At 33.1% G+C, this 16,048-nt stretch carries 14 protein-coding genes; 12 read left to right on the forward strand and 2 right to left on the reverse strand.

Translation table 11 applies throughout. The features are described 5' to 3' along the window. The first annotated feature begins 87 nt into the window (after positions 1 to 87). The 12 genes from BUC12_RS17430 (at position 88) to BUC12_RS17485 (ending at position 13,623) form a co-directional block, all read left to right on the forward strand. The gene (locus BUC12_RS17430; RefSeq protein WP_062178512.1) at positions 88 to 1,704 is read left to right on the forward strand and encodes a hypothetical protein; all 1,617 of its coding nucleotides are present in this window, start codon (positions 88 to 90) and stop codon (positions 1,702 to 1,704) included. Then, entirely contained in the window at positions 1,701 to 2,942 is a 1,242-nt protein-coding gene (locus tag BUC12_RS17435) for a polysaccharide pyruvyl transferase family protein (protein ID WP_062178516.1), read from the forward strand. The genes BUC12_RS17430 and BUC12_RS17435 overlap by 4 nt, the downstream gene beginning before the upstream one ends. Further along, positions 2,942 to 4,186 carry a lipopolysaccharide biosynthesis protein gene (locus BUC12_RS17440; RefSeq protein WP_062178519.1) on the forward strand — a complete coding sequence of 415 codons (1,245 nt, stop codon included), beginning with the start codon at positions 2,942 to 2,944 and terminating at the stop codon, positions 4,184 to 4,186. The genes BUC12_RS17435 and BUC12_RS17440 overlap by 1 nt, the downstream gene beginning before the upstream one ends. A 42-nt stretch (positions 4,187 to 4,228) precedes the next feature. Further along, positions 4,229 to 5,410, forward strand: coding sequence for a hypothetical protein (locus BUC12_RS17445; RefSeq protein WP_062178522.1), 1,182 nt, complete (start codon positions 4,229 to 4,231; stop codon positions 5,408 to 5,410). 48 nt (positions 5,411 to 5,458) lie between these two features. After that, positions 5,459 to 6,586 (forward strand): glycosyltransferase, encoded by a 1,128-nt coding sequence (locus BUC12_RS17450; protein WP_062178525.1) that lies wholly within the window; start codon positions 5,459 to 5,461, stop codon positions 6,584 to 6,586. A 47-nt stretch (positions 6,587 to 6,633) separates the two neighbouring features. Further along, positions 6,634 to 7,647 carry a polysaccharide biosynthesis protein gene (locus BUC12_RS17455; protein WP_062178528.1) on the forward strand — a complete coding sequence of 338 codons (1,014 nt, stop codon included), beginning with the start codon at positions 6,634 to 6,636 and terminating at the stop codon, positions 7,645 to 7,647. Positions 7,648 to 7,651: 4 nt separating this feature from the next. After that, entirely contained in the window at positions 7,652 to 8,086 is a 435-nt protein-coding gene (locus tag BUC12_RS17460) for a WxcM-like domain-containing protein (protein ID WP_062178531.1), read from the forward strand. A gap of 9 nt (positions 8,087 to 8,095) precedes the next feature. Beyond that, a complete protein-coding gene (locus BUC12_RS17465; RefSeq protein ID WP_062178534.1) occupies positions 8,096 to 9,238 on the forward strand; it encodes a polysaccharide biosynthesis C-terminal domain-containing protein in 1,143 nt (380 codons plus the stop codon). A 7-nt stretch (positions 9,239 to 9,245) separates the two neighbouring features. Beyond that, the gene (gene wecB / locus BUC12_RS17470) at positions 9,246 to 10,382 is read left to right on the forward strand and encodes a non-hydrolyzing UDP-N-acetylglucosamine 2-epimerase (RefSeq protein ID WP_062178536.1); all 1,137 of its coding nucleotides are present in this window, start codon (positions 9,246 to 9,248) and stop codon (positions 10,380 to 10,382) included. 48 nt (positions 10,383 to 10,430) lie between these two features. Continuing rightward, entirely contained in the window at positions 10,431 to 11,615 is a 1,185-nt protein-coding gene (locus tag BUC12_RS17475) for a glycosyltransferase family 4 protein (protein ID WP_139262109.1), read from the forward strand. 121 nt (positions 11,616 to 11,736) lie between these two features. Then, positions 11,737 to 12,759 carry an NAD-dependent epimerase gene (locus BUC12_RS17480; RefSeq protein ID WP_062178542.1) on the forward strand — a complete coding sequence of 341 codons (1,023 nt, stop codon included), beginning with the start codon at positions 11,737 to 11,739 and terminating at the stop codon, positions 12,757 to 12,759. Between the two features lie 9 nt (positions 12,760 to 12,768). After that, positions 12,769 to 13,623 (forward strand): NAD(P)-dependent oxidoreductase, encoded by an 855-nt coding sequence (locus tag BUC12_RS17485; RefSeq protein WP_062178545.1) that lies wholly within the window; start codon positions 12,769 to 12,771, stop codon positions 13,621 to 13,623. Between the two features lie 68 nt (positions 13,624 to 13,691). Here BUC12_RS17485 and BUC12_RS17490 read toward each other — a convergent pair whose 3' ends face one another. Beyond that, a complete protein-coding gene (locus tag BUC12_RS17490) occupies positions 13,692 to 14,387 on the reverse strand; it encodes a type 1 glutamine amidotransferase (RefSeq protein ID WP_062178811.1) in 696 nt (231 codons plus the stop codon). A gap of 21 nt (positions 14,388 to 14,408) precedes the next feature. Then, entirely contained in the window at positions 14,409 to 15,728 is a 1,320-nt protein-coding gene (locus tag BUC12_RS17495) for a YihY/virulence factor BrkB family protein (RefSeq protein WP_062178548.1), read from the reverse strand. Positions 15,729 to 16,048 lie beyond the last annotated feature (320 nt).

The raw sequence follows: 16,048 nt of genomic DNA on the forward strand, positions 1-16,048 counted from the left end.
GACCATATTTTTATTTTAGAACGACATGTAGGTAAATTTCAGGAATTTATATAGTTCATTTATGTATAATTATTTAATTCGTATAGAATGCTGCAAAAGGTTATAAATCTGATTTCTCCATTACTATTTAAGATTCGTTATAGTAGTAAGAAGAATCCATTTAAAATTTTATCTGAAATTTTGGGTAAAAATTCTGATTATCAGAAAAATACTAAGGGGTTAATATTGATTGCTCCTTTGAGGGTTTCACCTACATCAAACTTGTTTGAAGCTCTTATTGGTAAATATTTTCAGATAAAAGGATATACTGTTAAATCTTTTATGTGTAATCAGCTAGTTATAAAATGTGAGAATATTCAGGAAACCCGAAATAAGTATTTGACCTGTGCTCTTTGTCTAAAAGAACAGCGTAAATTTGAAAGCTTTTTAGGTATAGAAAGTATAAAAGCTACAGATTATGTATCAAGTGAGGAAAGAAAAAAAATACGAGCAATTATAAATGAAAAAGAGTTTGTTACTGATGACGATTTTGTGTTTGACGGGGTCAACCTAAAAGAATATATTATATCAGCTTATATGAGGTATAGACTTAGAAGTGAGGTACCATCATATTCTGAGCCTCTGTTTAAGCAGTTTGCATATACTTCTTTTTTATTTGCCAGAGCGACTACTAATATAATAAAATTGTATAAAATAGATAGATTGATTATCTCTCATGGAATATACGGTACTTGGGGGACTGTGTTAGAAGTCTTCAAAAAACATAAAATACCTTCTCTTGTTTGGGGAAGAGGATATATTGGGCAAGGTAACTTAATATTTGGACATAATATGTCTTATGCAGAAGAATTTGTTAAAGAGACAGCTGAGGTTTATTCGGACATAGTGTTAGATGGTGAGAAAATTAATATAGTAAATGATTATTTTACTAGAAAATCAGATCCAAATAGCGGTGTCGATTATGTAAATTATTATAAAGGTCTTTCTCCCGGAGAATTTGATGTTAAAGCCTTCTTTGATAATATTACTCAATACACGAAAAAATACGGAATGTTTACTAATATACCTTGGGATGGGCAAATGCTAAATAAGACAGAAGCCTTTCCTTCTGTACGTTCTTATGTAAGAAGCACTATCAAGTGGTTTAGTGAAAATCCGGATTGTGCATTAATAATAAGGGCTCATCCTGCAGAAAAATCTAGAAAAACAGCTAAGTCGACGGAAACTTTTGAGGAACTTTTATTTAACGAATATAGTATTTTACCTCCTAATGTTTTCTTTTTAAAACCAGATAACCCAATCACAAGCTATGAGGTTGCAAAACTTATTGATGCTGTTACTATTTATGGTTCTACGATGGGATTAGAGTTAGCTCTGAAAAAATTGCCTATAATTCAGACTGGTAAAAACAATGTTTCTTACAAAGGAATTGTATTTGATGCCAAGAATGAATCTGATTACTATGAGTTACTTGATAGAGTGAGGGTCTCCAATCTTCAGGTTTCAGAAGATATGTATAACAATGCTTTAAAATATGGTTACTACTGGATAAAACAACGACATATAGAGGATTCCTCAGTTAATCTGAAGCAATTACTCTTCCAAAGTTTTAATTTTTCAAATTCGGAGGAACTTATAAAGGACCAAACTCTAGAATTTGTTTATAACAAGATTATATCGAATAGTAAAGTGATAAAAAAATGAAATATACTTTAATTAATTGCTACTCAGACAACAACAAAGGAGATCTAGGGATCATTTTATCCACAATAGATTTTTTGAAGGAAACAGATAAGAATGCTGAGATTATTGGTGTGTCAACATACAATAAGTCAGATCCTTATTTTGAAACAGAACATGAAATTTTAAAAACTAATATTCCGATGTTTCCAGCTATATTTGGAGAATTGAATATCGGGTCTTCGAAAAATGCTGTTTTGAAGATGCTAAGGTTTGCTTTCGATACTTTGAGAATTCTATTACTGATGATTTTGCCTCAAAGAATAGGGCTAAGTATTTTGTTTAGTAAAGCCGAAAAGAGGTCTATTGATGAAATTAAATCGTCAGACTATGTAGTCAGTAAAGGAGGAAGTTTTTTATGTAATGAAAAGGATCTGAGATCCAAAATAGCATTGATTAGATTTCTTTATATATTTTTTCTATGTATAAAGATGAAGAAAAAAGTGGTTATATTATGTCAATCATTAGGGCCTGTTTATGGGAAATTTAGTAGATATTTGTTAAATAAGATATTGGTTAGATGTGATGCTGTTGTTCTTAGGGAAGATTTTTGTATTAAGAAATATAATTATTTGACTCTACCCAAAGAGAGAGTTTATTATTTAAATGATATTGCTTTTTTCTTTGAACCAACTCCTTTTAATTGCTCCTTTCTTTTATCTGATAGATTCAGAGTAGGAATGACCGTGAAACATGTTTCTGCAGATAAGGATTTCAAATTCCAGCAGATGATGCTGAATTCTATAATGTATTGTATAGATGCTTATAACTGTGATATATTTATATTTCCTCATGTAACTATTGATAATGATTTACATGCAGCTTATGAAATATATAATAAATTACCAGATAAATATAAGCCCTTTGTTACAGTTTTTAGTGATAATTATGAAGGAGGTGAATTGAAATATATGTATAAACAGATGGATATGTTTATAGGAACTCGGCTTCATTCTACAATATTTGCTATGGGGGTTTATGTTCCTTGTGTTTGTATATCATATCATGGAACCAAATCACAAGGTATTTTTAATAATTTAGATAGTTTAAAGTATGTTGTTGAAGAATATGATGATGTTGTATTAAATATGACAATAGACTTACTTTATAAAAATAGAGATGAACAACGTAAAGTATTGGAAACTAGCTTGATGTTGCAAAAACAACTTTTTGAAGTCACATTTAAGGAAGTGTTTAGGTAATGTCAAGTTATATTTTGAGAATATTAAAAAAAATAGGTATAGGAGAGTCTTCCTATAAAGCTGATTTTATTAATTTTTCGATAGGCTATATTATAGCCTCCGCTCTATCACTTTTGTCTATAGTGGTTGTTAATAAATACCTGCAACCAGAAGAATTAGGCCGGTTTTCCTATATTAAATCAATATTAGAGTTGCTTTATGGAGTATTATCTGTAAATATATATTCTAGCTATCTTCGGTTTAATATTAAAGGGGATAACCCTCATGTAAAGAGACTCGTACATCGTGTTGTCCTATTTTCGACTGTTGTTCTGGTTTTCTTTATTTTCTTTTTTACAAAAAGTTTCATCTGTATTCCTTTTGCTTTTATTATCATTTATAATGAAAGAATGTACTATTTTCGGTCGTTAATGAAAATGAAGGAGTTAAATATAGCAAGAATCTTACCTGTATTCCTAACTTTTTTAATCATTACAGGTCTCTTCTTATTTTTTAAAGATTTGGTAACAGGATATATGATTATTGGAGCGTACGGAATAGGATATACTGTTTGTCTGTTACTGTTGAAAGGTTCTGGGCAAGAAACTATCGAGAAGCAAGAATTTGATATAATTCCAACAAAGACTATTCTTAAATTTTGTATTCCTGCTATGTTACTTGTACTAGTTGATTGGATATTAAATTTTTCAGCTCAAATTTTCATAAAAGAACATTTTGGTTATTTTGATGTTGCGCGTTATGCAGTAAGCCAAAGAGCTTTGTTGACAATAAAACTTTTTACGGGACTTTTATTGATGTTTTATCCAATGATGTATTATAGAGAAATAGCAAAAGGCAATCAGACGTTAATAAGAAAAAGCCGTTATATCATGATTTTTCTCGTATTATCTCTTGCTTTACTATTATTTGTTTTCTCAAAGTATGTTTATATTCTTATGGGAGCAAAAGCCTACGTCAATGATTTAGGTTTGTTTAGAGTATTGTTAATTGCTGAATGTGTGAGAGTTGTATCTTCTTTTTTCTTGATGTATCTGACATATGTATTGAAAACGGTTCTCAATCTTTTGATTTATTTGACTAGTGCAATGTTAAACATTGTTTTACTGTTTTTTTTCCTAAAAGATGGAGGTATTATATTTGCTGCATATTCATCACTAATATCGACAATTCTAATTTTTGTATTATCAATCGTTATAGCACATAAACAAGAGAATGCTTTTTTTAGAAAACAGCAACTATCTTAAAAATAAAAGATTACTTTTATTTAAAAGTAAGACAGTATATATATGGATGTTTGGAATCTGATTCTTTTTTTGTTTGGCCTTTTTAATGTATGTATTGCCTTTTATAGTATATGGCGATGTAAACTAAGATCTTATAACTTATACTTCGTCATATTTTATTTAGGACTAACTTTTAATTGTTTAAAATTAAGTATTTTTCAGACAGATAAAACATTTGTTGATTTATACTATTTTGGGGTCGGGCCATTAGCTTTTACTTTTATTTTATTTCTGTTTGAACATCTGCCTAAATTAAAAACAGATGTGAAATACTCTCTTGTAAATTTGGATTTTCTATATATATGTCTCTTAATCGGATTTTTGGGGCTTAAGCTGTATATTGTCTCTGTTGTTGGTCTTAGAATAGAATCTCTATTTTACAGTACTTTTCTTGTGTCAGGAGAAGAGTATAGCATTCCTGGAATATCAGGTCTGGTAGGAATTTTGCAATGGATGCTACTTATTTTCTCTCCTTATGTCAAAAAGAAATATGTGGTGATTGCTTTTGTTGGAATTATAGTTTTTGCTGTATTGCATGTTAAAAGAGGAGATATACTTAGACTATTCTCATTCCTACTTTGCTATTTTGTTTATAAACAGATATATTTATCAGGATTACTAAATAAAAAAATGCTAAAATATGTCTGTTTAGGATTATTAGTTTTTTTATCCTTTGTCCTTCTTGGGAATCTTAGACAAGAGGCTAGGGGAGGAGGTTCTGATAGTTTGTCAAATAATATTGGGATTAAAGATGCTTCCCCTGCATTATCGTGGGTATACGGATATGTTGCTATAAATTATGATGTTGTTAGAGCGTATTTTGACGAAATTCCAACTCAAAAACCAACAGTAGTTGAACAGTTGTTTTCGGGAAGTGACGCAGACTCTGAACCTGAGTCTGGAATAAATGGTTTTAATGCATCAACATTTATTAGTCAATTTATTAAAGATTTTGGGGTTTTCTATTTTATAGAAATGGTAGTTTTTGCGTTGATCTTGGGTATATTGATTTATATTATTAGATCAATAAATTTTTTGGGATGCTACGTTTTTATTTTAAGTTTATTGTTATTTGCCTTTTTTGGAAACTATTTGGCTAATAGAAGTATCTTTTTTGCTTTACTCTTAAGCATTTTCTTTTTCTCATTAGCTAGTGAGAATCGGAAGAGAGTAGTGTGGGATTAAAGATATACCTAAGTTTCTCAAATAGATATTAGAGATAATATATTTAATATGAGATTAATAGTTAATACATCATCTTTGTTTGCAGGAGGAGGGGTACAGGTTGCCTTATCCTTTCTTGAAGAATGTAAATTGTATACAGAAAATGAATATTATGTATTTGTATGTACATCTATTAATGATCAAATAGATGTATCGAGCTATCCTGATAACTTTAAATTCTATTTAATAGAGAGGAAAAATAATGTAATTAAAAATATCCTCTTTTTACAAAAGATTTTGTCTAAGCTAGAAAAAGAGATTAATCCCGATTGTGTTTTTACTATATTCGGTCCATCGTATTGGACCCCCAAAAAGCCCCATCTGCTAGGCTTTGCTACTGGTCACTATATATATCCGGAATCTCCATTTTTTCAAAAGATATCGGCTTTCGATAGGATTAAATGGGAGTTGAAAAAAAGACTACATTTATTCTTTTATAAAAGAAATGCTCAGTTTTTTCATATAGAAACACATGATGCCAAAAAGCGGCTTGCCCCTTTCTTAGGAGCCTCTCCGAATAATATTTTTGTTGTTTCTAATACTTATAGCCCATTCTTTAATTATCCATTGAAAAAAGAAAATATTTTGAGGGATAAACGCGAAAATACTATTCGGTTTTTAATTTTGTCAGCATATTATTCCCATAAAAATTTGGATATATTAAATAAAGTTATTCCAATTTTGCGAGAAAAAGGAATAGATAATGTCGAATTTGTAACAACATTGTCTCGGGAGGTATATGAAGAGAAATTTACTGAAGATGCAAAATGTTATATGTATAACATAGGTCCTGTACTTGCGAAAGACTGTCCTAAGTTGTATTCTGAATGTGACTTTCTGTTTTTACCAACATTGATAGAATGCTTTTCAGCTAATTATCCGGAGGCAATGAAGATGAATAAACCTATTTTGACGTCAGATTTGCCTTTTGCCAGAGGGCTTTGTGAAGATGCTGCATTGTATTTTGACTCTGATAATCCAGAAGATATTAGTCTGAAAATTATTAATATCATTGGAGATAGACAGTTACAAGAGAAATTAGTTGAAAATGGGAAAAGAAGATTAAAAGATTTTCTAACAGCTAAAGAGAGAGCAGGAGAATACCTGAAAATATGTCGTCAAATATCGCTAAAATGAGGACTTTGATTAGATAGTTTAATGTAATTTATAATTAATGAGATATTATGTTTAAGGATAAAACTTTATTGATTACTGGTGGAACCGGTTCTTTTGGAAATGCTGTATTAAAAAGATTTTTGGATTCAGACTTAAAAGAAATTCGAATTTTTAGTCGAGATGAGAAAAAACAGGATGATATGCGTCATGCATTACAAAACCCGAAAGTGAAATTCTACATTGGTAATGTAAGGGATAAGCGAAGTGTTGATAATGTGATGTCAGGGGTTGACTTTATTTTTCACGCAGCAGCATTAAAGCAAGTTCCATCCTGTGAATTTTTTCCTATTGAGGCTGTTAACACTAATATATTAGGAACGCAGAATGTATTGGACTCTGCAGTAAGTCATGGTGTAAAACGTGTTGTAGTCTTAAGTACAGATAAGGCAGCCTATCCAATTAATGCAATGGGAATGAGTAAGGCATTGATGGAAAAGGTGGCAATAGCGAAAGCTCGCTCTTTAGGACAAGATGCCTCAACTACTATTTGCTGTACACGTTATGGGAATGTAATGGCTAGTAGGGGGTCTGTAATTCCTCTATTTATTGATCAAATAAAGGCTGGAAAGGACTTGACTGTGACTGACCCCAATATGACTCGTTTTATGATGACTTTGGATGATGCTGTCGATTTAGTTTTGTTTGCTTTTGAACATGGGAATAATGGAGACTTATTTGTTCAAAAAGCTCCGGCAGCTACAATTGAAACTCTTGCGCAGTCAGTTTTAAGACTTTATCATTCAACGAATAAAGTGTTAACAATAGGAACTCGGCATGGAGAAAAGTTATACGAAACATTGGTCACTCGCGAAGAAATGGCTAAATCTCAGGATTTAGGTGACTACTTTAGAATTCCTGCTGATAATAGAGACCTAAATTATGATAAATTTTTTATTGAAGGAGAGTCGAAAATTTCTGTGATAGATGATTATCATTCTCATAATACTGCACGTTTAGATGTAGAAGGAATGACTAAATTATTGTTGAAACTTGATTTGATAAAAGAAGATTTAAATTTATAATAATATGTCGAAGATACAGGTTATAGAAGGTGAAATATATACAGATGATAGGGGTATAATATCATCTTTAAATAAATTCTCCTTCGAAGGAGTAAAAAGGTATTACGTTATCCATCATCCTGATACAATTACTCTGAGAGGATGGCACGGTCATCAGTATGAAGCTAAGTGGTTTTATTGTTTAAAAGGTTCTTTTACTTTAGCTTTTGTGGAAATAGATAACTGGGAAAACCCTTCGACAAATTTGAAACCTGAAATATTTAGATTATCTCAATCGAAGAGTGAGATAATCTGTTTACCTCAAGGTTATGCTAATTGTATAAAAGCAAATGAAGTGGATTCTATACTACTTGTGTTCTCAGGGAAAAAATTAGAAGATGCATTAAACGACTCATGGCGCTACGATAGTATGTTATGGGTTGATTGGTCTAAATATTAATTCAGAATAATGATTAAAATTGGAATAACAGGTCAGGCTGGTTTTGTTGGAACCCATTTATTTAATGAGTTAGGTCTTTTAACAGACTCTTTTGAAAGAATTTTATTTGAAGATGCTTTTTTTGAAAACTCAAGTATTCTTGATGAATTCGTTCAGCAATGTGATGTTATAGTCCATTTGGCAGCTGTAAACAGACATAATGATATTGAAGTGTTGTATGAAACAAATATATCATTGTGTAAGCTTTTAATTGACTCATGTGAAAGAACAAACTCGAAACCTTATATTTTGTTTTCTTCTTCGACACAAGAGGAGTTGGATAATTTGTATGGGAAATCAAAGAAAGAAGGTCGCACTTTATTCGAGCAGTGGGCTAAAAAGAATTGTGCATCATTTACCGGATTAGTTGTCCCAAATGTATTTGGTCCATTCGGAAAGCCTAATTATAACTCTTTTATAGCAACATTCTCTTATAAACTAACTCATGGAGAAGAGCCTACTATCCTCACTGATAGTCCTGTAAAATTAATATATGTCGGCTCTTTATGTAAGTTTATTATTAATAAAGTAAACTTATGGAATGAAACTGTCTCTGTACCTTGTGTTGAAGAGGTCGCTGTTCCTTTCGATTTTGAAAGGTCAGTATCTGAGATTTTGGATCAACTTCGTATCTTTGCAAAACAATATTTTAATTCTGGGATAATTCCATATTTATCAGATAGAAATGATATAAATATATTTAATACGTTCCGAAGCTATATTGATTATTCAACCTATTTTCCGTTTGAGCTGGTTAAACATAGTGATGATAGGGGAATTTTTGTTGAAACAATTAAGCTTGGACTTGGCGGTCAGGTTTCTTTTTCAACGACAAAAGAAGGGGTTACTCGAGGGAATCATTATCATAGTCGAAAAATAGAGAGATTTACTGTAATTAAGGGTAAGGCCAGAATCCAACTCCGTAAGATAGGAACGAATGAAGTTTTGAACTTTGTTTTGGATGGAGAGAACCCTTCTTATGTGGATATGCCTATATGGTACACACACAATATTACAAATATAGGAAAAGAAGATTTGTACACTCAGTTTTGGATTAATGAGTGGTATGATTCCAATGATGGAGATACATTTTCTGAATTAGTTAATCAATAAGAATGACATGAAAAAGCTAAAAGTAATGACAGTCGTTGGGACACGACCTGAAATAATCAGATTATCTTGTGTTCTCAATAAATTAGATGAATCGGATGCCATTGAGCATATCCTTGTACATACCGGACAAAATTACGATTATGAATTAAATGAAGTGTTTTTTGAAGATTTACAACTTAGAAAACCGGATTATTTTTTGAATGCTGCTGGATGTAACGCTACACAGACAGCGGGTCAGATTCTCATTAATGTCGATAATGTTTTAGAACAGGAAAAACCCGAAGCTTTCCTTGTATTAGGGGATACTAACTCCTGTTTGTGCGCTATTGCTGCAAAAAAAAGACATATACCTATTTTTCATATGGAAGCAGGCAATAGATGTTTTGACCAGAGGGTTCCGGAAGAGACTAATCGGAAGATTGTAGACCATACATCAGATATTAATCTGACATATAGCGATATTGCAAGAGAGTATTTATTAGCAGAGGGATTACGTCCTGATAGGGTCATTAAAACAGGAAGTCCTATGTTTGAAGTGCTTATGAAACAACTGCCGAAGATAAAAGAATCTCTAATATTATCCTCTCTGGGTTTAGAGAAGGGTGAATATTTTGTTGTATCTGCCCATCGGGAAGAAAATATATCGTCTCAAGAACATTTCTTTAATTTAGTGGATATTTTGAATACTATTGCGGAGGATTATAACTATCCAGTGATTGTTTCCACTCATCCTCGTACTCGTAATATGATAGAGAAATTAGCTGTGAAATTTCATCCGAATGTTAACCTTATGAAGCCATTAGGGTTAACAGACTATATTGCGCTTCAAATGAATTCTAAGATAGTACTATCAGATAGCGGAACTATAAGCGAAGAATCCTCGATATTGAATTTCAGAGCATTAAATTTAAGAGAGGCTCATGAACGCCCTGAAGCTATGGAAGAAGCTTCTGTTATGATGGTTGGTTTAAATAAAGATAGAGTCCTACAAGGTCTCATCCAACTGAACTCTCAAGAGGATGGGGAAGGACGAAACTTTAGACTTGTTGCTGATTATAGTATGCCTAATGTTTCTGATAAAGTAGTAAGGATTATTATTTCTTATACAGATTATATAAAGAGAGTAGTTTGGGGTGAGAAATAATTTAGAGATGTCTAATTCATATTAATTTACGTATATTTTAGTTTGAAAGTGAAGAGTATACTTATTGTAACAGAAGTTTTTTATCCTGAAAATGGACTTATTAATGATTTTGTAAAAGAATTACAGGAGAGAGGATATAAAGTGGATGTTCTTACACAATACCCTTCATATCCAGAAAGTGTAATTTTTCCGGGATATAAGAATGAGTATTATAGTATAGAGAGATGGGGCGAAGTAACTATTCATAGGTTTAAACTTGTTGAGGGTTATAAAAACAGTATTATTAAGAAGATTTTAAATTATTGGACTTTTGTAAAAGTCGGAAAGAAAATCGCACGAAAGATTGGAAATGAGTATGATCATATTTTGGTTTATCAAACAGGTCCGTTAACTGTAGGATTACCGGCTGTTGAAATAAAAAAGAAGTTCAGAAAGGCTCTTACAATTTGGACGTTTGATATCTGGCCTGATACAGTTTATGCATATGGATTTCCTAAGATATTCCCTTTAACATATTGTTTGGATAGATTTATTAAGAAGATATACTCATCTTGTGATAATATTTTAGTATCAAGTGAAGGATTTATAAAGTCTATTCAGAAATATGTTCCAGATAAAGAGATTCTATATTCTCCTAATTGGATGATCAAGGAAGAACAGGAGGTCTGCCCATTACGACTTGATAGGGGTAAATTTAATTTTACTTTTACGGGGAATATATCAGTATCTCAGAATCTGGAAAATGTACTGCTAGGATGGGAGCTAGCAGATTTAGATAATGCTATATTGAATATTGTAGGTGATGGCTCATCTTTGCAGACACTTAAACAAATAATAGAAGAAAGAAAGATTAAGAATGTAAAATTATTTGGTAGATATCCTTCTAATCAGATTGCTGATATATTATCTCAAAGTGATACCTTGGTATTATCACTCATTCCTAATCATGGTATAGATAAGACAGAGCCATTTAAAATTCAGTCTTATCTCCAATCAGGAAAACCTATATTAGGGGTGATAGCAGGTGCTGGGCGTTGTATTATCTTAGATAACCAATTAGGCTTATGTAGTAGTCCGACTGATATTACTGATATAGCTGAGAAATTTAGAAACTCTCTTCCTTATGCGTTAGAGAATTATTCGAGAATTGCTTTATCATCAAAAAGGTTAATCAAAGAAAGATTTAATAGAGAACTGATAATAGATAGGGTAATATCTATTATTGAAAAGTGAGGGTCGATATCGTATCTATCTAATCAAAAGTAACGGTTTCTTTATTGAAGTATTCTCTCAACTGGAAAATATATACTATATTCTATAATGAGTTATTAAGAAGCATTTGGAATCTTATTTCATGAAGTTATTAATCACGGGAACTGCGGGTTTTATTGGGTATGTTCTGACGAGAAAGTTGTTAGAGCTTAATACTAATATAGAAATTATAGGTTTAGATAATATCAATGATTATTATGATGTTAGATTAAAATATGGACGTTTACACCAATTGGGGATTAATGGTAAAGATATTGAACATGGAAAAAAAGCTTCTAGTTCTATCTTTCCTAACTTGTCTTTTGTAAAACTCGATTTAGAAGATAAAACTAACCTTGATAAGTTATTCTCTGATGAGAAATTCGATATAGTATGTAATCTTGCGGCTCAGGCTGGGGTACGTTATTCAATAGAAAATCCTTATGCGTATATTAATTCTAATATTGTTGGATTCCTGAATATATTAGAAGCTTGCAGGCATAATCCTGTTAAACATCTTGTATATGCAAGTTCAAGCAGTGTGTATGGAATGAATGAGAAGGTTCCTTTTTCGGAAGAGGATAAAGTAGATTCTCCTGTGAGTCTTTATGCTGCTTCTAAGAAATCGAATGAATTGATGGCTCATGCCTATAGCAACTTATATAAAATTCCTACAACCGGGTTGCGCTTTTTTACAGTGTATGGGCCTTGGGGAAGACCTGATATGGCTCCCTTCCTCTTTACTAAAGCAATAGCTAATGGTGATGAAATCAAGATATTCAACAATGGAAATATGCTTCGGGATTTTACCTATATCGATGATATTGTGGATGGGATAATCAAGGTCCTGACACATATTCCACAGCAGGATATTCCATACAAAATCTATAATATCGGTAATTCTACACCGGTAAAACTGATGGATTTTATAAATGAAATAGAAGTGGCATTAAACAAAGAGGCTAAGAAGGTGTTCTTACCTATGCAACCAGGGGATGTCTATCAGACTTATGCAGATACCTCACAATTGGAAAATGATGTAAACTTTAAGCCAAATACATCGATAAAGGATGGTGTGAAGTCGTTTATTGATTGGTATATTGATTTTTATAAAGTAACTAAATAGTTAAGTATTATGTTATCACCAAAAATTACATGGATCGGATTGGGGCATATGGGAGCCCCGATGGCAACAAATCTACTAAAAGGTGGATTCGATGTAGCAGTGTATAACCGCTCGGCAGAGAAAATCAGACCTCTGGCTGAAGCCGGAGCAAGAACTTTTACTTCTATTGAAGATGTTGTTCCGAATTCTAATGTAATCTTTACGATGCTTTCGGATGATACGGCGGTTACTGCTGTTTACAATGATCTGATGAAATCGGATATATCGAAGAAGTTATTCATAAACATGAGTACGATTTCACCCGAACTGACCAAACGCTTATCTGACGAAATACAAGCTAAAGGAGGTAACTATCTCGATGCTCCTGTATCAGGAAGCGTAAAGCCTGCTACCGATGGAACCCTGATCATTTTGGTGGGAGGACGTGAGATAGATTATGAGGCCGCAACCATGTTTTTTGAGAAACTAGGTAAGTTTTCATTGTATCTTGGTGAGGCCGGATTAGGAGCGAAAGCCAAATTAGCCATAAATTATTATATGTCGGTAGTTGTGGAAGGGTTGGCCGAAACTGTCCTTTTTGCCGAGAAGAATGGTATTGATCGTGAGACGATGATGTTTATTGTAAACGAGAGTGCCTGTGGTAGTGCTATGTCTAAAATGAAAACTCCGGGTATTATTCAGGATAGTTATCCGGCAGCATTCCCGCTGAAACATATGGATAAAGATATTCGTTTAGCACAGAATGAAGGACTGAATACAGAAACCTCTGCTGCTATGGCTAAAATTTTTGGAGAAGCTATGAAAGCTGAACTGGGAGATAATGACCTTATGGCTGTAATAAAAGCGGTAAAATCGAGATTTTAATATAATTCCAATAAAATGCACACAAGAAGGCAGAAAGTCGCTGAAAAGGGCTTTTCTGCCTTTTGTTCTTATAAGGTGAGCCTGTTGAGAATAGTATCCAAAACTTGGTTACATGATTTTATGTATTCGTCTTTAGCTAATATCTCCGATTTGGATTGGATATACGCGCCTTTTACTAGTTCCTCTTTTCCATTCTGAACCATATCTTTTATAGATTCGGGAGTTACCTCCAAATGGAATTGAAACCCAATTACATTTTTCTTGTATATGAAAGCTTGGTTCGTACAACCAATGCTAGATGCAATATGATCACATTTAGTTGGAATGTCGAATGTATCCCCGTGCCAATGAAAGACCGGATTGTTTACGTCTAGACCTTCAAACAACAGATTTTTTTCACCTGCTTTTGTTAGAGAAATAGGGAACCAACCGATTTCGATTTCCTTATTCCGGCTTACTTTAGCTCCTAATACATCTGCTATCAATTGTGAGCCAAGGCAGAATCCTAACACGGTTTTATCCGATTTTATTGATTCTTTTATAAATTGTTTTTCGGCAATAAGCCATGGATACTTCTCTTCTTCGTAGATATTCATCGGGCCTCCCATAATTATGAGCCAGTCAAACTCTGTTAGTGCCGGAAGTGGATCTCCTTTGTATAAATGAGAAAAAGTCAGCTTATGATTGTTCTTATTTGCCCAAGTCTCGATATATCCGATTCCCTCGAAACTGACATGCTGAAGGCAATGTATCTTTAAACTCATTCTATTGGCTTTCATATGATGTTACAGGTCTTTAATCAGGGTATCTTTTTCTTTTTCAAACAGTGTACGGCGTATATCCTGAATCACATTCCATTCTTCGAAGAATTCGCCATTTATATCGATATTGAAAAAGTCTTCCATCCCGAATGTATCTATTTTATTGAATAGATAGGCTACCGATATTTTGTTTATATCCAAAGCCGGAATATATGCCGGAACAATATTGTCGTCAGATGGGGTTTCGCGAATGATATTCAATTCGAGCAATAAGTAGAGAGAGTCACTTGTCACACGGGTGGGTATCTTGAAGCGTTCGGATATCTCACTTGCTGTATAAGGCTTTTCGCCTTTCTCGAACCGTTTTACTATAAGGGTGATGATAAGCAGTATCACAAAATCCTTATAACGGCGACTGATATTTTTAGTATCTTTCTCGTAGCTGAATTTCTTTACATTCTGATAACCAAAGCTGATCTCAACCCCTATCAGAACAATCAGCCAAGAGAGTTGCAACCATAGAAGCAGAAGTGGTAAAGCGGCGAAACTACCGTATATAGCGTTGTATTTCGATATCCATATCTGCCCGCCAATGTATAATTGCTGGAATAATTGAAAGGCTAAACCTGCGATAAATCCGGCAAAAAGCGCACTACTGAACTTTACCTTAGTATTGGGTAAGTATAGGTAGATAAAAGTAAAGAGCAATATAGTTATCAGATATGGAAGAAGTTCGACGAAAGGGCCTATAACCAGTCCTACGAGCTTTGTTTCGGCCGATGAGTTCAATAATATAGAAAGGCCTCCATTACAGACCAGAAACACAGGTGCAATAAGTATCAGAGCTGTATAGTCGGTGAATTGGCGGTAATATGACCTGTCGTTCTTAATTCGCCAGATAGCATTGAAGTTCGATTCGATACCTCCGATCAGATTTAGCACCGTATAAAGGAGTAGTATAAGGCCAATACCCAAAAAGATTCCGCTCTGAGCATATTCGAGCGATTTATCGATAAAAACCATCGCTTTTTCCAGAACTTCCCTTTGTCCTTCGAAATATCCGAATAATTCGCTTTGAACGATATTCTGAAATCCAAATCCGCGTGCTATTGCAAATAGTACCGCAAGCAGCGGAACTATCGATAAAAGCGTGTTATATGTAAGGGCAGCCGCTTTTGTGTTCATTTGGCTCCAGTCCATATTGCGATAGGCAAGTATAAACGATTTGATCGCAGTGTATATAAATGCCCGTGGCTTTCCACTTTGCTTTGTATCTACTTTCCAGATACCGATTTGTAGAAAGTGGAGTATTCTCTGGAATAATTTTGTCAGTTTATCAATCATAGTAAGCTTATAATCCGGTCCTATTTATTAGAAACCAAAACAAAGATAAAATGTTCTCCAATCAGAGAGGCTTATTTCTTCTGCTTTTTTGAATCTGTCACTTTTTTGTAGTACTTTTTGTTACCTTTCTGTAGAGATTGTCACTTTTCTGTCACCTTATTAAGATATTGATAATTTGTTTATTATAGGGAAAAAGGTGACAAAGGTTACAAAAGTGACATCCATTTTTTAATTCAAGTTTTCTTAGGTTGCCCATTTGTTTTCTGAATAGATAAAAAGAGAGGGTGTTAATCGTTGAGAGAAGGTCAAGTTAGAAGAAA

It is taken from the genome of Indolivaga macrotermitis (assembly GCF_900128985.1).
Lineage (GTDB): Bacteria > Bacteroidota > Bacteroidia > Bacteroidales > Dysgonomonadaceae > Dysgonomonas_A > Dysgonomonas_A macrotermitis.